This window comes from Pseudomonas sp. P5_B2 (assembly GCF_056400445.1).
Genome location: NZ_JBFULH010000035.1, coordinates 1 through 22,682, shown reverse-complemented (window position 1 = coordinate 22,682; position 22,682 = coordinate 1). Strand labels below are relative to the sequence as shown.

The window sequence follows — 22,682 nt, the reverse complement described above, 5'->3', positions numbered from 1 at the left end:
TGGCACTTCCGGAAGTCAATGATCTGACCCTGCACGATGCGCTGGTATTGCTTGCTCAGCGGCACGAAGAGCGAACCGAGACGCGAGTCGATATGGAGCTTGATACGCTTCCAAACGATGTACCGATAGCGCATAAAATTTGTATTTACCGCTTCGCCCAGGAAGCATTGAACAATGCCTATATTCACGCCGGAGGAAAAGGCCAAAAACTCAGCGCCTCTTACTTCGAAGGGCTACTGGAAGTGCAAATCGAGGATGCGGGAGTGGGTATTTCAACCGAGAAACCGAGCGTGCCAGGTCGAGGTAGAACTCATCTGGGCCTAGTCGGCATGCGCTATCGTGTCGAATCCCTCGGCGGAATATTCCTCATTGAATCGGCGCCCCATGCCGGAACCAAAGCCAAGGCGCAGTTCAAAATCTGATTACCCGTGCCAAATGATCGTTGCGCTCAAGTAACCGCCAGCGCTTACGCCTCGTTATTTGGCTTACCGTTGTCATTCATGTCGCGGCGTTTAAGAGCACCATATAAGTGAGGGATATGGTCACTCTCCCAATGCCGTCTCACTGCTGCGACTGCCTGCGTCCGGTTACGAACGCGTAGCTTGTACATGACATTTGTCATGTAGTGCTTGATTGTCTTCTCGCAAAGCTCGAGCTTGATAGCAACCTCGCGGTTAGTCAGGCCCTTCGATACCTCCCGGATAACTTGTTCTTCGCGATGGGTCAGCTCGACCTTTTGCTTATCACCCGCGTGCTTTCTGAAATTGCCTAACAGCTTGCTGGCAAGCTTAGGTGTAATGAAGGTTTCACCACCGGCAATATTTCTGATGGCTTGTACAAGCTCACGACCGCTTATGCCTTTCAACGCATATCCCTGCGCGCCCGCTTCGAGGGCGGAACAGGCGTCCTCGATGGACTCAGATACCGTCAGCATCAAAATTTTAACTACTGGCGAAGAAGCTGAGATCGCTCGCACGGCAGCAAAGCTATCGCCCGGCATGTTTACATCCATGAGCAATACATTCGGAGCAAAACGAGCGGCAATTTCCAGGGCATCATCGGCAGACTCGCCCTGCCCGATCACCTGAAAGTCAGCTATTTTCTTCAACGCCATCGTGACCCCATCTCTTAACAGCGGGTGATCGTCAACGATGCCAATCTTGATCATCGAACTCATAAGAAGCTCCTCATAAGAGGCAATGGAGCTGCAGAGGCAATGGAGCTGCATGGTGGTGTCGCGCGTTTCATTTTTCACCCCTGGCGTCATACCGAATCTGGTAAGCCCCGGCGTCTCCATGATGTTCGGGAAGACCGATGTCGCGGGTACCAGAGGGGGTGCAACTAATGAGCCATTGCAATAGGGCGAAGAAAAAGTACAAATTAATTAACAGTCTGTTTCTGAGTGTTTCGAGGGAGAGAAAGGGTGAGCGGGGAAAATTCCTCAATTTAGGTGGTAAACGCCCGGTTGGGTGGGTGTAATGCCCCACTTGTGGAGACAGTAGCGCCCCTGTTTCACCGCGCGCTTTTGATAGGGTCTACTCAAAAAAAAACGCCAACCCGAAGGTTGGCGTTTTTTACTTTTCGCTCGCAGTTCGAAGCTTACCGCTGCCTTACTCCGGCTTGCGACGACCGAAGCCCGGACGCTGGCCCGAACCGGCTGGCGCGCCGCGGCGCTTGCCCGATGGCGCGTCCTTGTCGACCAGTACGATGCCTGGGCGTTTCTTCGGCGCTGGCTTGGCCGGGCGCTTGGTGTCGGCAGGACGGTCTGCCACTGGCGTACCGCGACCCGACTCACCACGACCCGCTGGAGCACCGCGATCGCTACGACCGCCGCTTGGCGCACCACGGCCTTCACCGCGCTCGGTGCGACCATTGGCTGGGCGTGGCGTGCGTGGACCGCGCTCGCCATCAGCACGTGGCGCTGGCTTGCGGGCTGGACGCTCGCCTTCGATGTGCGGTTCACGGGTGTCACGCGGAGCAACAGTTGGCTGGCCGCCGGCTGCTGGACGCAACGTGCGCACGCGCTCGGTCTTGCCCATCGGACGCGACGATTTACGCTGCATGCGATCAAGCTTGTCTTTGCTCTTGGCATTCATCTGCGGCATCGCTACCGGCGTCAGGCCAACTTCAGCACTCAGAATGTCGACTTCGTACTGGCTCATTTCGCGCCAGCGACCCATCGGCAGGTCGGAGTTGAGGAACACCGGACCGAAACGCACGCGCTTCAGACGGCTGACCACCAAGCCCTGGGATTCCCACAGGCGACGCACTTCGCGGTTACGACCTTCCATCACCACGCAGTGATACCAGTGGTTGAAACCTTCGCCGCCGGGTGCCTGCTTGATGTCGGTGAACTTGGCCGGGCCGTCTTCGAGGACGACGCCTGCTTTCAGACGTTCGATCATTTCGTCATCGACTTCGCCACGTACACGTACCGCGTATTCACGGTCCATTTCGTAGGAAGGGTGCATCAGGCGGTTGGCCAGTTCACCGTCGGTGGTGAACATCAGCAGACCGGTGGTGTTGATGTCCAGACGACCGATGTTGATCCAGCGACCTTCTTTCGGGCGCGGCATCTTGTCGAACACGGTCGGACGGCCTTCCGGGTCGACACGGGTGCAGATTTCACCGTCGGGCTTGTTGTACATGATTACGCGGCGTACCGACTCGGCGGCTTCTTCGCGCTTGATCACCTTGCCATCGATGGTGATGGCGTCGTGCATGTCGACACGCTGACCGAGCGTGGCATCTTTGCCATTGACCTTGATGCGGCCATGGCTGATCCAGGCTTCTACGTCACGGCGCGAGCCGACGCCGATACGGGCGAGGACTTTCTGCAGTTTTTCGCCTGCTGGGCCGATTTCCTGGTCGTCTTTCTGGTCGTTGATACTCATCTGGGCACCTCCCGGTGTGGTCTGTTCAGGCTGCCCTGAATTGAGCGTCCTGAAGCGATGTAAAACTGTGCGCTAGGGCGAAGGGATCGCCAAAGGGTCGCGAATCATACGCTCATGCGGGCGATTTCGCATCAGAGACTAGCTGATGAACGCAGGGTTACCTGATTTTCCGCCGACCGGTGATCGCGATGGAGGGGCACACAACCCTGTGGGAGCGGGCTTGCTCGCGAAGATGCCGTGTCAGTCGACATCAATTTCGCCGGACACACCGCTTTCGCGAGCAAGCCCGCCCCCACAAGGGATTTCAGCGTTCACAAAAGTGGGATCAGTCGTCGAACTCGCGGCGTTCGGCTTCGATGGCTTCGGCGAGGGCACGGGCTTCGGCCTCTTCGTCGCTCAACTCAGGCTCAGGCTCGGGCTTCCGCTGATCTAGGGCTGCGACGGCGGCCAGGAGTTTTTCGCGCGCTTCGGCGACGCCTAGCACGTCGTCTTCAAGCTCTGGTTCCGGCTCTTGTTCGCCTATGGCTTCGGGCTCGGCCTGAAGTTCGCTGTCGATTTCCGGCTCAACCGCGGTCATCTCACCATCGCGCAACAAATCATCGAAATCAGTCTTGAGCCCCTCTTCCATAGTGTCCAGCTCCAGCAACAACGTGTGGAAACTGGTTTCTTCCTTCGGCTCTTCCGGCTCGGCGCTGGCGTCCGCCAGTTCCTGCAGGCTGGCCGGCACGGGGGCGTCGTCAAAATCGAGCACCGGGTCCGGCTCCAGCTCTCGCAGTGCGGCCAGCGGTGGAAGATCGTCGAGGTTTTTCAGGTTGAAGTGATCGAGAAATGCCTTGGTGGTCGCGAACATCGCCGGTTTGCCGGGCACATCGCGGTAGCCCACGATGCGGATCCACTCACGCTCCATCAGCGTCTTGACGATCTGACTGTTGACCGCAACGCCGCGCACATCCTCGATCTCGCCCCGGGTGATCGGCTGGCGATAGGCGATCAACGCAATGGTTTCGAGCATGGCGCGGGAATAGCGCTGCGGCCGCTCTTCCCACAAACGCCCGACCCACGGCGAGAACTTTTCGCGGATTTGCAGGCGGTAGCCGGAAGCGACTTCCTTCAGCTCGAAGGCGCGGCCGTCACAGGACTTGGCCAATATCGTCAGCGCTTTCTTGAAGACCGGCGGCTCCGGCCGTTCGCCTTCTTCGAACAGTTCGAACAGGCGTTCAAGCGTTTGCGGTTTTCCCGAGGCCAACAGAAAGGCTTCAAGCAGTGGAGCCAGCTCGCGGGGTTCAGTCAGGTTCATGATTCAACTCGTTATTCGGCTCGGGCCCGCACGTGGATCGCTGCGAACGGCTCATTCTGCACCAGCTCGACCAAGGATTCCTTGACCAGTTCGAGGATCGCCATAAAGGTCACCACCACCCCGAGTCGTCCTTCTTCAGCGGTGAACAGCTCGACAAAGGGCACGAAACCACCGCCCTTGAGCCGTTCCAGCACATCGCTCATGCGCTCACGGGTGGACAGCGCCTCGCGGCTGACCTGGTGACTTTCGAACATGTCGCCACGGCGCAGGACCTCAGCCATGGACAACAGCAACTCCGACAGACGCACGTCCGGCAACAGCTTGCGCGCCCGGGCTTCCGGAGCATCCAGCTTGGGCACCACCACGTCACGTCCGACGCGGCTCAAACCATCAATGCCTTCGGCGGCCGCCTTGAAGCGCTCGTATTCCTGCAAGCGGCGGATCAGCTCGGCGCGGGGGTCATCTTCTTCGGCTTCGATGGCTTCGGCACGCGGTAACAGCATCCGCGACTTGATCTCGGCCAGCATCGCGGCCATCACCAGGTACTCGGCGGCCAGCTCCAGGCGCACCGACTGCATCAACTCGACATAGCCCATGTACTGACGAGTGATTTCCGCCACAGGGATGTCGAGGATGTTGATGTTCTGTTTGCGGATCAGGTACAGCAACAGGTCGAGCGGGCCTTCGAAAGCTTCGAGAAACACCTCCAGTGCGTCCGGCGGGATGTACAGGTCCAGCGGCATTTCCAGGACCGCCTGGCCATACACCATCGCGAAGGGCAGCTCTTGCTGGGCTCCGGCCTGACTGTCGACAACGGGTTCTACTGCAGACATCTACGCCTCGGCCATGAACGGCGAAGGGTCGCCGCAACCGACACGGATCACTTCCGGCTCACCGTCGGCGAGATTGATCACGGTGGACGCCTTTATCCCGCCGAAACCGCCGTCAATGATCAGGTCGACCTGATGTTCAAGCAATTGACGCATTTCGTATGGGTCGGTCAGCGGGTCGATATCGCCGGGCATGATCAGGGTCACGCTCATCAGCGGCTCACCCAACTGCTCCAGAAGCGCCAGGGCAATCGGATGGCTCGGAACACGCAGGCCAATGGTGCGTTTTTTCGGGTGCAGCAACAGGCGCGGGACTTCGCGTGTGGCGTTGAGAATGAAGGTGTACGGCCCCGGCAGGTGCGCCTTGAGCAAGCGGAACGTGCCGGTATCGATCTTGGCAAACAGCCCCAACTGCGACAGGTCGCTGCAAATCAGCGTGAAGTTGTGTTTGTCATCCAGCCCGCGCAAGCGGCGCACGCGATCCACGGCATTCTTGTCGCCAATCTGGCAACCAACGGCATAGGACGAGTCTGTGGGATAAACCACCACCCCGCCGCTGCGAATGATCTCGACAGCCTGTTTGATCAGGCGTGCTTGTGGGTTTTCCGGATGAATCTGGAAAAATTGACTCACATTCTCTACCTGTTCAGACGGCGGCAATAATTGGGTCATGTTTGAATCGACACCACAGTGGTGGCAGATCCTCCGGGACCGGGCGATATTCGCCTATCTCGGACCAGCCTCCAGGGCCATGAAAATCACTGCCGGCACTGACCAGCAGACCGAACTCACGAGCAAGAATCGCCAGGCTGCCCACTTGTTCGGCGGGCTGATGGCCATTGACCACTTCAATCGCGTGGCCCCCGGCTTGAATATAGTCAGAAATCAAGCGACGTCGCTTACTGCGAGTGAAATCGTAGTGCCATGGATGCGCCAGGCTGACCCAGGCTTTCGCGGCACGCAAGGTTTCAACGGTCTCCTCCAGGGTCGGCCAATGTTGCTTGACGTCGCCCAGTTTGCCGGCGCCCAACCATTTGCGGAACGCTTCAGCGCGGTCCTTTACATACCCTTCACGCACCATCCAGTCGGCAAAGTGCGGGCGCGCCGGCGCGTTGCCGCTGTCGCCCAGCTCCTGTTGCATGGCCCGGGCACCGTCCAGCGCGCCCGGCATGCCCTTCAATGCCAGCTTGCGGCTTATTTCTTCGGACCGTAGCCAACGGCCATCGTGCAGTTTGGCAATCGCCTCGACCAACGGCGGCGCCGTCACATCAAACCCGTAACCCAATACATGAATGGTCGCGCCGCCCCAGGTGCAGGACAATTCGACGCCATTGACCAGTTGCATCCCCAGCGCGTTCGCGGCTGTGCGGGCCTCATCGAGGCCCTCAAGGGTGTCGTGATCGGTCAAGGCCAGGACTCGCACGCCTTTCTCGAACGCACGCGCAACCAGTACCGCAGGCGCCAGGGCGCCATCGGAGGCCGTGCTATGGCAGTGCAAATCAACATTCACAGGACTTTGTTACCTCAAATCAGCTGGCGCTATCGCGCGCCCATATGTTTGTTATTATGCCGCCACATCCTGCTTCTGGCTGCCACTGTGAAACAATTCATCGATTTCATCCCGCTTCTGCTGTTTTTCATCGTCTTCAAACTCGATCCACGGGTCGTTGACATCGCCGGTCACGAGGTAACTGTAGGCGGAATCTACAGCGCCACCGCGATGCTGATCATCAGCTCCCTGGTGGTGTACGGCACGCTGTTCATCAAGCAGCGCAAGCTGGAGAAAAGCCAGTGGCTGACGCTCATTGCCTGCCTGGTCTTCGGTAGCCTGACCCTGGCGTTCCACAGCGAAACCTTCCTCAAGTGGAAAGCGCCAGTGGTGAACTGGTTGTTTGCCCTGGCATTCATCGGCAGCCATTTCATCGGTGAYAGCCTGTTGATCAAGCGCATCATGGGCCACGCGCTGACCTTGCCGGAGCCAGTCTGGACGCGCCTGAACATCGCCTGGATCGCGTTTTTCCTGTTTTGCGGTGCCGCCAACCTGTTCGTCGCGTTCACCTATCAGGACTACTGGGTCGACTTCAAAGTCTTCGGCAGCCTGGGCATGACGCTGCTGTTCCTGGTCGGCCAGGGCATTTACCTGTCCCGCCACCTGCACGACGCCGATACCACTACGCCAAAAACCGAGGACTGACATGCTTTACGCAATCATTGCTACAGACGTCGCCAACTCCCTGGAAGCCCGACTGGCCGCGCGCCCTGCCCACCTTGAGCGCCTGCAAGTGCTCAAGGGCGAAGGTCGCATCGTATTGGCCGGCCCACACCCGGCAGTCGACAGCAATGATCCGGGTGCCGCGGGTTTCACCGGCAGCCTGATCGTCGCCGAATTCGATTCCCTGAGCGCCGCACAAGCCTGGGCCGACGCTGATCCGTACATCGCAGCAGGCGTCTACGCCAACGTTTTGGTCAAGCCGTTCAAACAAGTCCTGCCGTAACTTTCCCCCACAAATGCCCCCTGCGCGGTGAACCTTGTCGGTTCATCGCGCTCTCAATCGCTCATTATTCTCGTTTGCCTGCCGACAACCTGCCCAATCACTCGATTGGAATCAGGAGTCGCGATGCGCAAGGGTCCGTTGTGTCTGTTGTTGGTGACGTTGTCGATGGTGGCCCCGGCTCACGGTGAAGATAATGCCGAGGGCGGTAATGCGAAGTCGCTGTCTCTAAGCGCCGGCAGCCAGATTACCGAGTTGCAGCAGCGCTTGAAGGTAAGCGAACAGCAACGAGAAGAACTGAACAAACATTTGCAAAATGCCGATGGCGAACGCGAAAGCGCTCAACTGAGCCGGTTGCGCCAAGAGAATCTGCGCCTCAAGCTGCATATCAAGGAAACGCAAGCCAGCAGCTCGCTGCCGCGCCTGCTGACCGATCAGCAGCAGTGGTTTGTCGTTGGCGCAGGAGTTGCGCTATCGGCCCTGCTGTGCGGTATCTTCGCCAGTGGTGCCACCAGAAAACGCCGGCAATGGCTAAATTGAGTGATTCATGAGCGAGCTGTTACTAATTGATGATGACCAGGAGCTGTGCGAGCTCCTGAGCAGTTGGTTGAGCCAGGAAGGTTTTCAGGTCCGTGCTTGCCACGATGGCCAGAGTGCCCGCCGCGCGCTGGCCGAAACCTCCCCGGCCGCCGTGGTGCTGGACGTGATGTTGCCGGACGGCAGCGGCCTTGAACTGCTCAAGCAATTGCGCAGCGATCACCCGGATTTGCCGGTGCTGATGCTGTCGGCACGCGGCGAGCCACTGGACCGCATCCTCGGCCTGGAACTGGGCGCCGACGATTACCTTGCCAAACCCTGCGACCCTCGAGAACTGACAGCCCGTCTGCGCGCCGTGTTGCGCCGCAGCCATCCAGCGACGGTGTCCAGCCAGATGGAGTTGGGCGACTTGTGTTTCAGCCCGGTGCGCGGCGTGGTCAGTATCGATGAACAGGAATTCACTCTCACCGTCTCCGAAAGCCGTTTGCTTGAAGCCCTGCTCAAGCAACCCGGCGAGCCGCTGGACAAACAGGAACTGGCGCAGATAGCCCTTGGCCGCAAGCTGACCCTGTACGACCGCAGCCTCGACATGCACGTCAGCAACCTGCGCAAAAAGATCGGCCCACACCCCGACGGTCGCCCGCGCATCGTGGCCCTGCGCAGCCGTGGTTACTACTACAGCCTCTGAATCAAACACGATCCCTTGTAGCAGCTGTCGAGCTCCGGCGAGGCTGCGTTCGACGGCAAAGCCGTCGTAAACCCGGAGAACGCGTTTTATCTGGAAAATCGCAGTGCCTGAGTTCACGACGGCTTCGCCGCCGGACGCAGCCTCGCGGGCTCGGCAGCTGCTACGTGTGTGTGTGTGTTAGTCCAAGAGGTGCTGGAAGTCAGGTTGGTACTCAACCGTCTTTACCCAAGCTTTACGCTCCGCTGACCGCCGCTGACCTTGAACTGCGTAATCTGTACTCATCCGGAACGTACCGGGAACGAGACAAGGAGATTCACCATGCGCAAGACTCTAATCGCTCTGATGTTCGCCGCCGCCCTGCCAACCGTTGCCATGGCCATGCCTGAAGGCAGCGGCCCGATGGACGGCTCGCACCACGGCGGTCAGATGCACGGCATGCACGGCAAGGGCCCGTACAGCCAGCTGGACCTGAGCCGCGAACAGCGCGAACAGATCCGCAAGATCATGGGCGAACAGATGCACGAGCGTAAGCAACTGGTCGACAAGTACCTGGAGAAACTCTCGCCAGCCGACCAGAAAGCCATGAAAGACGAAATGGCCGCCAACCACAAAAAAGCCGAGGCCGACGTGCGTGCCCTGCTGAAACCGGATCAACAGAAGCAATTCGACGAGATCCAGAAGAAAAAGGCTGAGCGTCGCGCAGAATGGGCCGAGTTCAAGGCCTGGAAAGCGCAACAACCGCAAAAAGCGCAATAATGCGCTAACCCCCGGACCCAGCGGCTCAAACTCGCTGGGTCTGATGCCACTCAGTTCAATTGTGGGAGCGAGCCTGCTCGCGATAGCGGTGTATCAGCCAAAGTTATTGTGGCTGACACACCGCTATCGCGAGCAGGCTCACTCCCACAGGGATTTGCGTTAGCTTGAGGATTTCCTGTGCGTTCATTGTTCTGGCGTATTCTGGCCAGCTTCTGGCTGGCTATCGCTCTGGTGGCAGGGCTGTCCATTCTGCTTGGACACATGCTCAACCAGGACGCGTGGATTCTCAGCCGCCATCCGGGCCTCAATACCTTGGCCGAACAGTGGACGCAAACCTACGAATCCCAAGGTGAAGATGCCGCCCAGGACATTCTGGAACAGCGAAAACGTCAATATCACATTGACGTTCAGGTGTTGAACGAGAGCGGCGATCCGGTGGTGCGAGGCACCTTCCCTCGTCGCGCGGCGGCGTTTGAAGCCCGGCAGAACAACGATGATCGACGCCTGCCATGGCGTCGTTTGACGGCGGAGTACACCAGCGAAAAAACCGGCGACACCTACCTGTTGATTTATCGCATCCCGCACCCTGAACTGGATTCATGGCACCGCGAAAGCCTGCTGTGGCCATTGAGTGCGTTGGGCATTGCATTGGTGGTGCTGACCTTGTTCAGCCTGTTCGTCACGCTATCGATCACCCGCCCGCTCAGCCGTTTGCGCAGTGCCGTGCATGATCTGGGACAAACCACTTATCAGCAGAACAGCCTGGTCAAACTGGCCAACCGTCGCGACGAGTTCGGCGTGCTGGCCAACGATTTCAATCGCATGGGCTCACGCCTGCAAAGTTTGATCGGCAGTCAGCGGCAATTGCTTCGCGATGTGTCGCATGAATTGCGCTCACCACTCGCCCGACTGCGCATCGCACTGGCATTGGCGGAACGGGCCAACCCCGAGGAGCGGGAAAAACTCTGGCCACGCCTGACCCGCGAATGCGACCGACTGGAAGCGTTGATCAGCGAAATCCTGGTCTTGGCGCGGGTCGATGCCGACAACGCCAGCGCCGAAGAGGTCGACCTCAATGCGCTGCTCAATACCCTGCAAAAAGACGCGCAACTGGGTTCGCCGGAGCAGAACGTGCGCCTTGAGGCAGAGCCGCAACTGAACCTCAAAGGCTGGCCGACGATGATCGAGCGCGCCATCGACAATCTGCTGCGTAACGCTCAGCGCTTTAACCCGGTCGGGCAGTCGATCGAAATGCAGGCCGTGCGCCAGGGTGAGCGCATTGTGGTCAGCGTGCGTGATCACGGGCCAGGCGTAAACGCCGAGCATTTGAACCTGTTGGGTGAACCCTTTTATCGAGCGCCGGGGCAAACGGCGGCCGGGCACGGTTTGGGCCTGGCGATTGCGCGCCGCGCGGCGGAACGTCATGGCGGGAGCCTGGTGCTGGCGAATCATCCRCAGGGTGGGTTTGTGGCCAGTCTGGAATTGCCGTTGGTGCCGGGGGCGGTCGTCCAACCGTAAGTGCAGGGGTCATGCAAAAAGCTCGCAGCCTCGTTTCACTCGACAGCTGCTACAGAGTTCCGTGTGCCCCTGTAGCAGCTGTCGAGTGAAACGAGGCTGCGATGCTTTTAATCTTCAGGACTTGGCGGGCCAGGCGCTGACGAATTCGGCGAGGTCGACTTTCTCGGCCACGCGCGGTTCTTTCTGCGGTGTGCCGAGGTACAGGAACGCAATCACCTCTTCCCCTTCAGCCAACTCCAGCCCTTTGGCCACATGCGCCGAGTAGGCCAAGTCACCGGTGCGCCACACCGCGCCAATCCCCTGCGCATACGCCGCCAGCAATATCCCCTGCGCCGCGCAGCCCGCTGCCAGCAGTTGTTCGGATTTCGGGTATTTGACGTGATCCTGCACCCGCGCAATCACCACCACCACCAATGGCGCACGAAGCGGGCCGTTGCGCGCCTTGTCCAGTGCCGCTTCCGACACCTCGCTGTCTTGCAGCTTCGCCGCTTCGGCCAGCAGCTCGCCCATTTGCTCGCGCGCCGCGCCCTCGACCGTCAGAAAGCGCCAAGGCTGCAAATGGCCATGGTCCGGCGCGCGCATGGCCGCGCCAAACAGCACTTCGCGCTGCGCTGCAGTCGGTGCCGGATCGATGAGTCGTGGAACGGAAACACGGTTGAGCAAAGCGTCGAGAGCCTGCATCGGCCACCTCCTGAAAAAATGTTTGGCTATTCTATCTGCAAGTGCGCAAGCGACGTCGGTTTACATGCCCTGCCCCGCGGGTAGAATGGCGCCCCTCCCACAACAGCCCGAGCGGACTTCATGGCGTTGCCGACCTTACGGATCATTGGTTTTATCATCGGCATCTTCCTGATCACGCTGGCTGTCGCCATGATCGTGCCCATGGCGACCCTGGTGATTTTCGACCGCAGCCACGAGCTACCCTCGTTCCTGTGGTCGAGCATGATTACCTTTGTCGCAGGCCTGGCGATGGTTATCCCTGGTCGCCCCGAACACATCCACCTGCGTCCACGGGACATGTACCTGTTGACCGTCAGTAGTTGGCTGGTGGTCTGCATCTTCGCCGCGCTGCCGTTTTTACTGAATCAGCACGTCAGTTTCACCGACTCGATCTTTGAAAGCATGTCCGGCATCACCGCCACCGGTGCCACGGTACTCAGCGGACTGGACAGCATGTCCCCCGGCATTTTGATGTGGCGTTCGCTGTTGCACTGGCTCGGTGGCATAGGCTTTATCGGCATGGCGGTAGCGATTCTGCCGCTGCTGCGTATCGGTGGCATGCGCCTGTTTCAGACCGAATCCTCGGACCGTTCCGAAAAGGTCATGCCCCGTTCGCACATGGTGGCGCGTTTGATCGTGGCGGCGTACGTCGGCATCACCATTGTCGGTAGCCTGGCGCTCTGGTGGGCCGGGATGAGCCTGTTCGATGCGATCAACCATGCGATGTCCGCGATTTCGACTGGTGGCTTTTCCACGTCGGACCAGTCGCTGGCCAAATGGTCGCAACCGGCGGTGCACTGGGTGGCGATTGTCATCATGATTCTCGGCAGCCTGCCCTTCACCCTGTACGTAGCAACCTTGCGCGGCAATCGTCGGGCATTGATCAAGGACCAGCAGGTTCAGGGGTTACTCGGCATGTTGCTGGTGACCTGGCTGGTGCTCGGCACCTGGTACTGGTGGACCACCCAACTGCATTGGATCGATGCCTTGCGGCATGTGGCGTTTAACGTGACATCGGTGGTCACGACCACCGGTTTTGCGCTGGGGGATTACAGCCTGTGGGGCAATTTCTCGCTGATGCTGTTCTTTTACCTGGGCTTTGTCGGCGGTTGCTCCGGCTCGACAGCTGGCGGGATCAAGATTTTCCGTTTCCAGGTGGCTTACATCCTGCTCAAGGCCAACCTTAACCAATTGATTCATCCACGCGCAGTGATCAAGCAGAAGTACAACGGCCACCGTCTCGACGAAGAAATCGTGCGTTCGATCCTGACCTTTTCGTTCTTCTTCGCCATCACCATCTGCGTCATCGCGCTGCTGCTGTCGCTGCTCGGCGTGGACTGGATGACCGCCCTGACCGGCGCGGCCAGCACCGTGTCCGGCGTCGGGCCGGGGTTGGGTGCGACCATCGGGCCGTCGGGTAACTTTGCGTCGTTGCCGGACGCCGCCAAGTGGATTCTGTCGTGCGGCATGCTACTGGGCCGACTAGAGATCATTACGGTGTTTGTTCTGTGCATTCCTGCTTTCTGGCGACACTGACCTGCGCCGTCGCTTCTGACAGGTGCGCCCGGTACTCGCCGGGGGTGGCGTCGAACCAGCGGCGGAACGCGCGGAAGAAATTGCTCGGGTCGGCGAACCCCAGCAGGTAGGCAATTTCAAGCAGGGTCATGGTGGGCTGGGCCAGGTATTGCTCGGCCAACTCGCGCCGCGTGTCATCGAGCAGCGTCTGAAAACTGGTGCCTTCTTCCTGCAAGCGTCGCTGCAAGGTGCGTTGCGACAGGTGCAGCGTCTGCGCCACCGTTTCGCGTTTGGGTTCACCCTGAGGCAGAAGACGGCACAACACCTGACGCGCCTTGTGCGTCACGCGGGATTCGGAAAACCGCGCCAGGTACTCGCCGGCAAAGCGGTCATGCAACGCCGCCATCGCCTCGTTGGCGGTAGGCAGTGGTGCTTCCATGTCGGCACGTTCGAAGATCAATGCATCGTAAGGTGCGTTGAACACCAACGGCGCATGAAAGGCTTGTTTATAAGGTTCGAGGTCAACGGGCTCATCGCCCTGAACCAACACCTTGCGCGGTTGCAAGGTACGCCCGGTCAACCAGCTGCACAACGCCAGCGCACAGGCCATTGACGCTTCAGCACTTTGCCGGGTCGGTGGCAGGTGGTCGCCGTGGACCGTCAAAATCAACGCATAACCCTCATCCAGCAGGCGGAAACTCAGGTCGGCACTTTCGGCAATGATCCGCTGGTAGCGCACCAGTCGCTGAAAGCCTTCGGCCAGCGTCTGGCTGGACATCAGCGCGTAACCCGCGACATGGAAGGAGGCCGGTCGCACCACCTTGCCCATGTTCAAGCCGATCGCCGGGTTGCCGGACAGCTCAACCGCGCGCTGCCACAGTCGCGTCATGGAATCTTGCGGGAAACGCGCATCCGGATCATCCAGTGATGCGTAGTCAAGCCCCAGCTGGTTGAACAGAGCCCGGCAATCCAGGCCGTCCATCTCCAGAGCTTTGACAATCCCCATCGCCCAGCTTGCAGAAGTCGTTCGTTCGCTCATGGCCTTTGCTTATTGTTCTCAGTGAGCCGTCTGATGCGGCTGGTTTTCAAAGGATACTAAAGTGGCGCCCATTGTCACTGGCTGATGCCAATGATCACTCTAGACTCAAATAAGCTACCCGCAGCACAACTTGCAATCAGAATAATAATCACAGAGATCGCAGTCGTGGAAAACCTCAAACGTTTCAACAGCTTTGCTGAGTTCTACCCGTATTACCTCAGCGAACACAGCAACAGCACTTGCCGACGACTGCACTTTATCGGCACAACGCTGGTCATTTTCATTCTGGCCCTGAGCATCGGCAAAGGTGCATGGCTGATGTTATGGGCCCTTCCGCTGGCAGGTTACAGCTTCGCCTGGGTCGGGCATTTTTTCTATGAGAAGAATCGACCTGCGACCTTCCAACATCCTCTTTATAGCCTGCTCGGCGACTTTGTCATGTACCGCGACATGATTCTGGGCCGCGTGCCGTTTTAAGCGCCGTCAACAATTAGAGAGAATAGCCGATGAATGCCAACGCCCGTTTCACCCACATGAAGGATGGAACACAGGAAGACTGGGCGATTATCGCCGCAGACTTCAGTGCCTACGCGAAACAACTGCCGGCGCGGATTGTGGCGCACCTGAAGTTGCTGGAGGGCGATTTTGGCGGCTTCCCGGTGGACCGTCTCACCCACTCCCTGCAAACCGCCAGCCGTGCCTGGCGCGATGGCCGTGATGAAGAATATGTGGTCTGCGCGCTGCTGCATGACATCGGCGACACGCTGGGTTCCTACAACCATCCCGACATTGCGGCGGCGATTCTCAAGCCATTTGTCAGCGCTGAAAACCTTTGGATGGTGGAGAAACACGGGATTTTCCAGGGCTATTACTTTTTCCATTACCTGGGCATGGATCGGCATCTGCGCGAACAGTTCAGCGAACATCCGCAGTATCAGGCGACCATCGAGTTTTGTGCCAAGTACGATGCGGCGGCGTTTGACCCGGCGTACGAAAACCTGCCGCTAAGCTTTTTTGAGCCGATGATAGAACGGTTGTTTGCGCAGCCGAAGAACTCGATCTACAAGGCGGCAATGGAAGTACATTCGCCCGTCTGATAGATCCAGCGGGACCCTGTGGTGAGGGGGCTTGCCCCCGTTCGGCGGCGAAGCTGTCGTAAAACCAATGCACGCGGTTTCACTGATATAACCGGCTTGAATGGTTTAGGGGCGCTACGCACTCAACGTGGGCAAGACCCCTCGCCACAGAAAGCAAAACCTAGGCCGGCTCGGCAACCTTCAGCCCCCTCAACTCCGCCTCCCGCGCCTGCGCATCCGCCAGGCGATACAACTCGATCGTCCCGTCCCAATGTTCGATCAGCGCCGTGCACGACTCCACCCAATCCCCGCAATTGAGGTAATCCACCTCGCCCACCTTGCGAATCTCGGCATGGTGAATGTGCCCGCACACCACGCCATGCAACTCGCGTTTCACACACTCGTGAGCAATGGCTTCCTCGAAATCGCTGATGAAACTGACCGCGGTTTTCACCTTGTGCTTGAGGTACGCCGACAACGACCAATAGCCGTAACCGTAACGCGCACGCCAGTGGTTGAGCCAGCGGTTGAGGGTCAGGGTGAATTCGTAGGCCGAGTCACCCAGAAAGGCCAGCCAGCGGTGATACCGGGTGATGACATCGAACTGATCGCCATGGATCACCAGCAGATGACGGCCATCGGCGGTTACATGCACGGCTTCGTCAACCAATTGAATGTTGCCCAGAATCAGCCTGGAATAGCGGCGCAGGAACTCGTCGTGATTGCCAGTCACGTAGATGACTTCAGTGCCGCGCTTGCTCATGGTCAGCAAACGGCGGATCACGTTGGTGTGCGCCTGAGGCCAGTACATGCCACCGCGCAGCTTCCAGCCATCGATGATGTCGCCCACCAGGTAAATTTTGTCCGCGTGGTAGCCCTTGAGAAACTGCGACAGGTGCTCGGCCTGGCAATCTCGAGTGCCCAAGTGCACATCAGAAATCCACAAAGTCCGCACACGTTGCTTACGACTGGGTTTGGCGAGCTCGGCGCTGGTCATGGGCAACCCTCCGCGATGGTTTTTCCAAGCGTGCGCCGGTCGGGTTAATTGACCATGACCGTATTGAGTCATTCCTGTGACAACCATGGGCCGGTGTAGACTGGCCGCATCTTGCCCAGGAGAACGGTGATGAGACCGATCCTCACACTACGCCAGTACACCGACGACCTGATCGTCCACAGCCACGACCACGCCCAACTGGTGTTTGGCTTATCCGGGGCGCTGGACTTCGAAGTCGACGGGCGTGGCAGTCAGGTGGTGCAGCAGAGTTTCGTAGTGGTGCCGTCCGGCTTCCATCATGCCTGCGGCAGCAGCAATGGCAGCCGTTGCCTGGTGCTGGATGTGCCGAGCGACCAATGGGTTTCACAGTCCCTTGGCGAGCATGCCGAGGCCAGTCGCCGTCTGCTCGACAACGCCGGGCGCTTGCCGCTGGATGCCGGGCAAAGTCAATTGGTCCGTTGGCTGGCGGGCAGTCAGGTCAACGATCCGTTGATCGCGCAACAAGGCGCGGTGCTGTTATTGGCCAGCCTCAATAACGCCAGGCCAGCCAGCGTCGGAGGGCGGCGCCTGCCGTATGCGGCGATGAATGCACACATCGATCAACACGCGGCCTACCCGCTGCAGGTGGCGGACCTGGCCGGTATCGCCGGGTTGTCCAGTGCCCGGCTACACGCACGGTTTGTCGCCGAATGCGGGCAGACACCAATGGACTACATCCGCAGTCGGCGGCTGCATATCGCGGTGGGATTGCTGCGTGATTCGCCATTGCCCATCGGCGAGATTGCCAGTCGGGTCGGTTACAGCTCCCAGAGTGCCTTTGCCGCTGCAGTGTTGCGCGAGTTTGGCGCCTCCCCTGGCAAACTGCGGCGCGAGGCTGGCGATAAATGACGCGAGTCTGACGACAGACTCTGCCACGCCTCACGCGATTTAATGTAGCAGCTGGCGAAGCCTGCGTTCGACTGCGAAGCAGCCGTAATCGGGACAAATGCGATTTGCCTGATGCACCGCGTTTTCAGGTTTTACCACTGCTTCGCAGCCGGACGCAGGCTTCGCCAGCTGCTACAAGTCGGCGAATTCTGTCGGTTTGGATTACTCGTTTATCAAGGATTGCAATGACTCCCCGTACCGCCCTTGGCGCCCTGCATATTGGCGCATTGATGTTTGGCCTGACCGGTGTGTTCGGCAAACTCGCCGCCGCCTCCCCCGCTGTAATCGTCTTTGGCCGAGCCGCATTTGCGGTGCTGGCATTGGCAGTTTTTGCGCGCTTTGCCAGCAATACCCGCTGGCGCACGCTTGAAGCTGTGGACTGGCGTCGTCTGCTGCTCGGCGGTTTGCTGCTGGCCGGGCATTGGGTGAGTTTCTTTATTGCGGTGAAGGTGGCCGGTGTGGCGATTGCTACCCTGGGCTTTGCCAGCTTCCCGGCGTTTACCGTGATCCTTGAAGGGTTGATTTTCCGCGAGCGGATTCGCGCCAATGAAATTCTGCTGGTCGTATTGGTCAGTGTCGGGCTGGTGCTGGTCACGCCTGATTTCGATCTGGCGAGTGGCGCCACCACAGGCCTGCTCTGGGCTGTCGGCTCCGGGTTGTTGTTTGCCCTGCTGTCGTTGACCAACCGGGCCAGCTCCGGACGAATCCCGCCGGTGCAGGCCGCGCTGTGTCAAAACGTGGTGGTCGCGTTGTGCCTGTTGCCCGTGGCGGCACCGCAGTTGAGTGACGTGCGTGGCCTCGACTGGCTGTGGATCGGTCTGCTCGGTGTGTTCTGCACCGGCGTCGCACACAGCCTGTTCGTCGCCAGTCTGGCGGTGATCAAGGCCCGTACCGCCGCGGTGGTGTTCGCCCTCGAACCGGTTTACGGGATTACCGTGGCCTGGCTGTTGTTCGATGAAAACCCGACGCTGCGGATGTTGATCGGCGGCGCGATTATCATCGTCGCGATTGTGGTCTCCAGCCGGCTATCCGGCGGTTCCAGTAAAAAGAACGTGGCGGCTGAAGCGGCGTCTCACTGATTGCGGTCGTTGTGCCCGAGGTCGCGGTCCGGATCGATCTGATCGCGGACCCGCTGCTTGAGCACCTTGGCCTCGGGGAAACCGCCATCGGCCTTGCGTTCCCAGAGCTGCACGTCGTCACAAAAAATATGGAACACCCCACCCGTGCCGGGCACCAGCGACACTTTGCCCAAGTCGTCACCAAAGGTGCTGAGCAGCTCCTGGGCCAACCAGGCGGCACGCAATAGCCATTGACATTGCGTGCAGTAGGTGATGACGATTTCCGGTTTGTGCGCCGTCATGATGACTCCTTCAGTTTCAAATCAAGCGGTTCAAGTTCCAGTGATTGGCCGGCATTGTTGAATTCGTCGAGGAAGCCGTCATCCAGAGGCGGCGAACTCTCGAAAGGGCTGACCAGGTCCCAACTTGAATCCATCGATACATCATCCAGGTTCAACTGGAACTCGTCGTTGGACACCGCGTTCACAGGCACGACAATCAAAGGTGTCGCACTGTGCAGTTTCGGTTGGCTGGCGCGCAAGTCCTGAAGTTTTGGTGGGTCGAACCCGGTGTCTCGCCGGCTGATTTCCGGTTTTACGTAGCCTGGATCAAGCATCGGCTCCGGTGCCGTTGGCAGATCGGGGCAAGCCTCAGGCAATGCAAGGTCCTGCTGGCGTCGACGACGAAGGAATAACCCCAGCAGTGCCAAAGCCACCAGCGCCAGAAGCCCAGTGATCAACAACCCGTTGCTGGCTTGCGGCTCCTCGACAGCGACAGGTGTAGCGGGCTCGGAAGTCGCTGGCTTGGGTTCAGCCAATCGGTTTTGCAGTTCGGTCATCTGCTTTTTCTGGCCGGCGATCTGCTCGTCCTGGCCCATAAGCTTCGCATTCAACTCATCCACGGTTTTTTGCAGTTGCTGGTTTTGCAGCACGCTGGCGGCCAATTGTTCGGCAACAATGGGGTCGCCCACAGGGGGGGCGGCAGGTTGAACCGCGACCGGCGTCGGGGCGGGCTCCTTGATGGAGTTTGATGACACCTTGGCCGGCTGAACGTCCGGAAAGGCAGAAGGCTGAGACTCGACGACTGGCTCATCAGTGACGGGATCGACCGCCTCCGCATCAACGTCGGGTGGATCAATCAGAACCGTGTATTCGCRCAGCAAACGCCCGTTGGACTGATTGAGCTGCACCACGAAATCCAGAAAAGGTTCCTTGACCGCTTTGCTGGAGGTCACCCGGATAACACTTCGAGTGCCGCGCAGGGCAGGAGTGAACTTCAGATTGTTGAGGAACGACACCCGCTCGACGCCAGCGCGGCTGAATTCATCGGCCGTCGCCAGGCTGACGGACAACTCGCCCTCCTCCAGGCCACCGACATCCACCAGGGCGATGTCGGCACTCACCGGCTGATTCAGCGCAGAGTGGAGTGTGATCTCACCCAGTCCCAACGCGGGCGCCAACGCCGAGTACGTGACAGCGCAACCAACCAAAAGCAACCTCGCACCACCCTGCAAAACAAATCGCCAACTCTCGAACATGAGCATCCCTTAACGACAGAACCAACCTATGCGTGTTCGCACGTCCGTTACGAACACGTTATTGCCAAGTAGTTCTTTATAGTCTGCCCAACGGGAGATCTGGAAAGTCCGGCGAGTGGTTATGCCTCAAGATTTTTCAAGGTTGGCCAGAATGTGCCCGTGAACCCGCATACAGACCTGTAGATCGGCCTCATCGACGCCTGCGAATAGTTCGCGGCGCAATTGCGTGGCAATGGTTTCAATTTGTTCGATCAGGGGAAGGGCCGGCGTGCAGAGGACAATTTTTTTGGCCCGGCGATCTTCGAGCACAGCTTGGCGCTGGACCAGGCCCTGAGACTCCAGACTATCGAGCAAACGGGCCAGGGTCGGCCCCTCGACACCCACACTTTGTGCCAGCTCACGTTGGGTAGGGGCTTCGTCGAATCGGGCCAGGTGCAGCAGCACCAGCCAGCGTGCCTGGGACAGGCCCAGGCCAGCGAGACGACGGTCCAGCTCGGCACGCCAGCCACGGGACATATGGGCCAGTTGCATGCCAAAGCGGTGTTGATCGGTTAACGGCATAAAACACTCATGATTAGACTGAAATAAAGTAAAACCTAATTATTAGTCAGCTAAGCATGACCGCTGGCTTGAGGCAAGACTCGGTCTGAAGTGAATCGTTACATCAACCTACAAGTCGGCTTAAACCTCAAACTCGGATTGCAGGGCAGCACGCACGCAGTACAAAACGCCTTCCGGCACTCTTCCGGCAAACAGCGCCGCAATCTCCGAAACCGCTGGCAACTCGCCTTCGCCGTCGAGGAACGCATCCTGGACTTCGCCCATCAATTCTTCAGGCAAATCCAGCGCCTGCTCCAGCGATAGCTGCTGCTTGCCAATCGCTTCGGCAAGCATGGTGTAGACGTTCTTTTCCGAGCATTGCAATTGACCGGCAATTTGCAGCGGAGTCATGCCGRCACGGGCCAGGGTGATCAGTTCGTGGCGCACGTCAGCCACAACTTTCGGTGCCTCTACCTGACCGCCAAGCACTTCGAGGAAGGCCTCGCCGTAACGCTCGAGCTTGCGCGCGCCGACGCCGCTGACGGTGGCCATTTCCGACAACGAAGTCGGTTGGCTGCGGAGCATTTCCAACAACGTCGAGTCGGGGAAGATGACATACGGCGGCACGCCATGTTCTTCGGCGAGTTTGCGCCGCAAGGCACGGAGCGCCTCCCACTGTTCGCGTTCTTCGCCTCGCACCAATTGGCTCGCCTGGCTCTTGCTGCTTTTCGCAATGGTTTGCGGCTTGAGGTCGCGGCGCAGCTCCAGAGTCACTTCACCTTTTAACAGCGGCCGGCAGGTGTCGCTCAGGCGCAGTCCTCCGTAGCCTTCTAGATCGATGTCGGCCAGGCCACGGGCAACCAGCTGTCGGAACAGGGAGCGCCATTCGCTCTCCCCCATCGCCTTGCCGACACCAAACACCGACAGATGCTGATGACCAATGCTGCGGATCTTTTCGTTGTCCTTGCCGAGCAACACGTCGACCAGATGCCCCACGCCATAACGCTGGCCGGTGCGGTAAATCGCCGAGAGTGCCTGACGGGCCGGCTCGGTGGCATCCCAGGTTTGCACGCCGTCGACACAATTGTCGCAATGGCCGCACGGCTCAGGCATATCTTCGTCGAAATAGGCCAGCAGCGTCTGGCGACGGCAGCGGGTTTCTTCGCAGAGCGAGAGCATGGCGTCGAGCTTGTGTTGCTCCAGGCGCTTGTGACGTTCGTCGCCTTCGGAGTTTTGCAACATTTGCTTGAGCATCACCACGTCTTGCAGGCCGTAGGCCATCCAGGCGTCCGCCGGCAGGCCGTCACGACCGCCGCGGCCGGTTTCCTGGTAATAGGCTTCCAGAGATTTCGGCAAATCGAGGTGCGCAACAAACCGCACGTTTGGCTTGTCGATGCCCATGCCGAACGCCACGGTGGCGACCATGATCAGGCCTTCCTCATTTAGGAAGCGCTTTTGGTGGTGGGCGCGGGTTTCGTTGGGCAGACCCGCGTGATACGGCAACGCGGGGAAGCCTTGCTCGCTGAGGAATACCGCGACTTCGTCGACTTTCTTGCGCGACAGGCAATAAACGATGCCGGCATCGCTGCGCCGCTCGGCCAAAAACGCCAGCAACTGCTTGCGCGGCTGCTCCTTGGGCACGATGCGGTAGAAAATGTTCGGGCGGTCGAAGCTCGACAGAAAGCGTTCGGCATCGTGCAGATGCAGGCGGTCGACGATTTCTTCGCGGGTGCGCTTATCGGCGGTGGCGGTCAGGGCGATGCGCGGTACGTTAGGGAACAATTCCGCCAACTGCCCCAGTTGCAGGTATTCACGACGGAAGTCATGACCCCATTGGGACACGCAGTGCGCTTCGTCGATGGCGAACAGGGAAATTTCGAGGCTTTGCAGGAAGGCCAGCATGCGCGGCTGGACCAGACGCTCGGGTGCCAGGTAGAGCATTTTCACTTCGCCGCGCTTGATGCGGGCCGCCAGGTCGCGCTGTTGCTCCGCGCTCAGCGTGGAGTTCAATGCCGCGGCCGCGACGCCCAGCTCTTCGAGGGTGGCGACCTGGTCGTCCATCAGCGCGATCAGCGGCGACACCACCACTGCCAGGCCTTCACGCAGCAGCGCCGGCACCTGGAAGCACAAGGACTTGCCACCCCCGGTAGGCATCAGCACCAGGGCGTCGCCGCCACTGGCCACGCGCTCAATGATTGCACCCTGACGGCCACGAAAACTGTCGTAGCCGAAGATGTCCTTGAGGACGCGTTGAGCCTGTT

The 22,682-nt window shown here is 59.3% G+C and carries 25 protein-coding genes; 12 read left to right on the top strand and 13 right to left on the bottom strand.

The genetic code is table 11. From position 1 onward, the window contains the following. Window positions 1-422: sensor histidine kinase (locus AC1DRJ_RS06395; RefSeq protein WP_477801356.1), on the top strand; the 422-nt coding region annotated here is incomplete at its 5' end. Between the two features lie 44 nt (window positions 423-466). Here AC1DRJ_RS06395 and AC1DRJ_RS06390 read toward each other — a convergent pair. The 6 genes from AC1DRJ_RS06390 to AC1DRJ_RS06365 all read right to left on the bottom strand — a co-directional run bounded on the left by AC1DRJ_RS06390 (window position 467) and on the right by AC1DRJ_RS06365 (window position 6,531). After that, entirely contained in the window at window positions 467-1,177 is a 711-nt protein-coding gene (locus tag AC1DRJ_RS06390; protein WP_477801355.1) for a response regulator, read from the bottom strand. 433 nt (window positions 1,178-1,610) lie between these two features. Continuing rightward, window positions 1,611-2,894 (bottom strand): 23S rRNA pseudouridine(2605) synthase RluB, encoded by a 1,284-nt coding sequence (gene rluB, locus AC1DRJ_RS06385; protein WP_477801354.1) that lies wholly within the window; start codon window positions 2,892-2,894, stop codon window positions 1,611-1,613. 325 nt (window positions 2,895-3,219) lie between these two features. Continuing rightward, complete coding sequence (scpB, locus tag AC1DRJ_RS06380; protein ID WP_477801353.1) at window positions 3,220-4,191, bottom strand: SMC-Scp complex subunit ScpB; 972 nt, start codon at window positions 4,189-4,191, stop codon at window positions 3,220-3,222. Window positions 4,192-4,202: 11 nt separating this feature from the next. Next, window positions 4,203-4,901, bottom strand: coding sequence for a segregation and condensation protein A (locus AC1DRJ_RS06375; protein ID WP_477801357.1), 699 nt, complete (start codon window positions 4,899-4,901; stop codon window positions 4,203-4,205). Window positions 4,902-5,024: 123 nt separating this feature from the next. Continuing rightward, complete coding sequence (locus AC1DRJ_RS06370; RefSeq protein ID WP_477801352.1) at window positions 5,025-5,654, bottom strand: L-threonylcarbamoyladenylate synthase; 630 nt, start codon at window positions 5,652-5,654, stop codon at window positions 5,025-5,027. Between the two features lie 13 nt (window positions 5,655-5,667). After that, a complete protein-coding gene (locus tag AC1DRJ_RS06365; RefSeq protein ID WP_477801351.1) occupies window positions 5,668-6,531 on the bottom strand; it encodes a PHP domain-containing protein in 864 nt (287 codons plus the stop codon). A gap of 87 nt (window positions 6,532-6,618) precedes the next feature. On the opposite strand from AC1DRJ_RS06365, the gene AC1DRJ_RS06360 reads away from it, so the two are divergent. The 6 genes from AC1DRJ_RS06360 (at window position 6,619) to AC1DRJ_RS06335 (ending at window position 11,012) form a co-directional block, all read left to right on the top strand. Then, a complete protein-coding gene (locus AC1DRJ_RS06360; RefSeq protein WP_477801350.1) occupies window positions 6,619-7,215 on the top strand; it encodes a septation protein A in 597 nt (198 codons plus the stop codon). 1 nt (window position 7,216) lies between these two features. Next, window positions 7,217-7,516 carry a YciI family protein gene (locus tag AC1DRJ_RS06355; protein WP_007984134.1) on the top strand — a complete coding sequence of 100 codons (300 nt, stop codon included), beginning with the start codon at window positions 7,217-7,219 and terminating at the stop codon, window positions 7,514-7,516. 123 nt (window positions 7,517-7,639) lie between these two features. Next, a complete protein-coding gene (locus AC1DRJ_RS06350) occupies window positions 7,640-8,053 on the top strand; it encodes an SH3 domain-containing protein (RefSeq protein WP_477801349.1) in 414 nt (137 codons plus the stop codon). A 7-nt stretch (window positions 8,054-8,060) separates the two neighbouring features. Continuing rightward, window positions 8,061-8,738: a response regulator transcription factor gene (locus AC1DRJ_RS06345; protein WP_477801348.1), complete on the top strand. Its 678-nt coding sequence runs from the start codon at window positions 8,061-8,063 to the stop codon at window positions 8,736-8,738. 318 nt (window positions 8,739-9,056) lie between these two features. Continuing rightward, complete coding sequence (locus tag AC1DRJ_RS06340) at window positions 9,057-9,494, top strand: Spy/CpxP family protein refolding chaperone (protein ID WP_477801347.1); 438 nt, start codon at window positions 9,057-9,059, stop codon at window positions 9,492-9,494. Between the two features lie 177 nt (window positions 9,495-9,671). Then, window positions 9,672-11,012, top strand: a complete 1,341-nt coding sequence (locus AC1DRJ_RS06335; RefSeq protein ID WP_477801346.1) for a sensor histidine kinase — start codon at window positions 9,672-9,674, stop codon at window positions 11,010-11,012. A 114-nt stretch (window positions 11,013-11,126) separates the two neighbouring features. Here AC1DRJ_RS06335 and AC1DRJ_RS06330 read toward each other — a convergent pair whose 3' ends face one another. Beyond that, window positions 11,127-11,693 (bottom strand): nitroreductase family protein, encoded by a 567-nt coding sequence (locus AC1DRJ_RS06330; RefSeq protein ID WP_477801345.1) that lies wholly within the window; start codon window positions 11,691-11,693, stop codon window positions 11,127-11,129. A 120-nt stretch (window positions 11,694-11,813) separates the two neighbouring features. On the opposite strand from AC1DRJ_RS06330, the gene AC1DRJ_RS06325 reads away from it, so the two are divergent. After that, window positions 11,814-13,268, top strand: coding sequence for a TrkH family potassium uptake protein (locus AC1DRJ_RS06325; protein WP_477801344.1), 1,455 nt, complete (start codon window positions 11,814-11,816; stop codon window positions 13,266-13,268). Here the strand turns inward: AC1DRJ_RS06325 and AC1DRJ_RS06320 are convergent. Further along, on the bottom strand, window positions 13,225-14,286 hold the full coding sequence (locus AC1DRJ_RS06320; protein WP_477801343.1) for an AraC family transcriptional regulator: 1,062 nt from the start codon (window positions 14,284-14,286) through the stop codon (window positions 13,225-13,227). The two genes, AC1DRJ_RS06325 and AC1DRJ_RS06320, sit on opposite strands and share 44 nt — an antisense overlap. Before the next feature lie 165 nt (window positions 14,287-14,451). Between AC1DRJ_RS06320 and AC1DRJ_RS06315 the strand changes: the two genes are divergently transcribed. Continuing rightward, window positions 14,452-14,763, top strand: coding sequence for an Mpo1-like protein (locus tag AC1DRJ_RS06315; RefSeq protein WP_477801342.1), 312 nt, complete (start codon window positions 14,452-14,454; stop codon window positions 14,761-14,763). Between the two features lie 29 nt (window positions 14,764-14,792). Further along, window positions 14,793-15,383, top strand: coding sequence for an HD domain-containing protein (locus AC1DRJ_RS06310; RefSeq protein ID WP_477801341.1), 591 nt, complete (start codon window positions 14,793-14,795; stop codon window positions 15,381-15,383). A 160-nt stretch (window positions 15,384-15,543) separates the two neighbouring features. Here the strand turns inward: AC1DRJ_RS06310 and AC1DRJ_RS06305 are convergent, their stop codons facing one another. Continuing rightward, entirely contained in the window at window positions 15,544-16,359 is an 816-nt protein-coding gene (locus AC1DRJ_RS06305) for a UDP-2,3-diacylglucosamine diphosphatase (protein ID WP_477801340.1), read from the bottom strand. Between the two features lie 129 nt (window positions 16,360-16,488). Here AC1DRJ_RS06305 and AC1DRJ_RS06300 point away from each other — a divergent pair, with 129 nt between their 5' ends. Both AC1DRJ_RS06300 and AC1DRJ_RS06295 read left to right on the top strand, forming a co-directional pair. After that, the gene (locus AC1DRJ_RS06300; protein WP_477801339.1) at window positions 16,489-17,247 is read left to right on the top strand and encodes a helix-turn-helix transcriptional regulator; all 759 of its coding nucleotides are present in this window, start codon (window positions 16,489-16,491) and stop codon (window positions 17,245-17,247) included. A gap of 224 nt (window positions 17,248-17,471) precedes the next feature. Beyond that, on the top strand, window positions 17,472-18,365 hold the full coding sequence (locus AC1DRJ_RS06295) for a DMT family transporter (RefSeq protein ID WP_477801338.1): 894 nt from the start codon (window positions 17,472-17,474) through the stop codon (window positions 18,363-18,365). On the opposite strand, the gene AC1DRJ_RS06290 is transcribed toward AC1DRJ_RS06295, so the two are convergent. From AC1DRJ_RS06290 to recQ, 4 genes are all read right to left on the bottom strand, one after another. After that, window positions 18,359-18,646, bottom strand: a complete 288-nt coding sequence (locus AC1DRJ_RS06290; RefSeq protein ID WP_477801337.1) for an Rdx family protein — start codon at window positions 18,644-18,646, stop codon at window positions 18,359-18,361. The two genes, AC1DRJ_RS06295 and AC1DRJ_RS06290, sit on opposite strands and share 7 nt — an antisense overlap. Next, window positions 18,643-19,881 (bottom strand): type IV pilus assembly protein FimV, encoded by a 1,239-nt coding sequence (locus AC1DRJ_RS06285; protein WP_477801336.1) that lies wholly within the window; start codon window positions 19,879-19,881, stop codon window positions 18,643-18,645. Before AC1DRJ_RS06285 ends, AC1DRJ_RS06290 begins: the two co-directional genes overlap by 4 nt. Before the next feature lie 126 nt (window positions 19,882-20,007). Then, on the bottom strand, window positions 20,008-20,442 hold the full coding sequence (locus AC1DRJ_RS06280) for a MarR family transcriptional regulator (RefSeq protein WP_150781148.1): 435 nt from the start codon (window positions 20,440-20,442) through the stop codon (window positions 20,008-20,010). Between the two features lie 120 nt (window positions 20,443-20,562). After that, on the bottom strand, window positions 20,563-22,682 hold a 2,120-nt coding region (gene recQ / locus AC1DRJ_RS06275), incomplete at its 5' end, for a DNA helicase RecQ (protein WP_477801335.1).

What these genes read in the sequence shown, in the direction of transcription:
- AC1DRJ_RS06390 (WP_477801355.1), bottom strand. Translation starts at nt 1,177, where the DNA reads ATGAGTTCGATGATCAAGATTGGCATCGTTGACGATCACCCGCTGTTA.
- rluB (WP_477801354.1), bottom strand. Translation starts at nt 2,894, where the DNA reads ATGAGTATCAACGACCAGAAAGACGACCAGGAAATCGGCCCAGCAGGC.
- scpB (WP_477801353.1), bottom strand. Translation starts at nt 4,191, where the DNA reads ATGAACCTGACTGAACCCCGCGAGCTGGCTCCACTGCTTGAAGCCTTT.
- AC1DRJ_RS06355 (WP_007984134.1), top strand. Translation starts at nt 7,217, where the DNA reads ATGCTTTACGCAATCATTGCTACAGACGTCGCCAACTCCCTGGAAGCC.
- AC1DRJ_RS06350 (WP_477801349.1), top strand. Translation starts at nt 7,640, where the DNA reads ATGCGCAAGGGTCCGTTGTGTCTGTTGTTGGTGACGTTGTCGATGGTG.
- AC1DRJ_RS06345 (WP_477801348.1), top strand. Translation starts at nt 8,061, where the DNA reads ATGAGCGAGCTGTTACTAATTGATGATGACCAGGAGCTGTGCGAGCTC.
- AC1DRJ_RS06340 (WP_477801347.1), top strand. Translation starts at nt 9,057, where the DNA reads ATGCGCAAGACTCTAATCGCTCTGATGTTCGCCGCCGCCCTGCCAACC.
- AC1DRJ_RS06330 (WP_477801345.1), bottom strand. Translation starts at nt 11,693, where the DNA reads ATGCAGGCTCTCGACGCTTTGCTCAACCGTGTTTCCGTTCCACGACTC.
- AC1DRJ_RS06325 (WP_477801344.1), top strand. Translation starts at nt 11,814, where the DNA reads ATGGCGTTGCCGACCTTACGGATCATTGGTTTTATCATCGGCATCTTC.
- AC1DRJ_RS06320 (WP_477801343.1), bottom strand. Translation starts at nt 14,286, where the DNA reads ATGAGCGAACGAACGACTTCTGCAAGCTGGGCGATGGGGATTGTCAAA.
- AC1DRJ_RS06310 (WP_477801341.1), top strand. Translation starts at nt 14,793, where the DNA reads ATGAATGCCAACGCCCGTTTCACCCACATGAAGGATGGAACACAGGAA.
- AC1DRJ_RS06305 (WP_477801340.1), bottom strand. Translation starts at nt 16,359, where the DNA reads ATGACCAGCGCCGAGCTCGCCAAACCCAGTCGTAAGCAACGTGTGCGG.
- AC1DRJ_RS06300 (WP_477801339.1), top strand. Translation starts at nt 16,489, where the DNA reads ATGAGACCGATCCTCACACTACGCCAGTACACCGACGACCTGATCGTC.
- AC1DRJ_RS06295 (WP_477801338.1), top strand. Translation starts at nt 17,472, where the DNA reads ATGACTCCCCGTACCGCCCTTGGCGCCCTGCATATTGGCGCATTGATG.
- AC1DRJ_RS06290 (WP_477801337.1), bottom strand. Translation starts at nt 18,646, where the DNA reads ATGACGGCGCACAAACCGGAAATCGTCATCACCTACTGCACGCAATGT.
- AC1DRJ_RS06280 (WP_150781148.1), bottom strand. Translation starts at nt 20,442, where the DNA reads ATGCCGTTAACCGATCAACACCGCTTTGGCATGCAACTGGCCCATATG.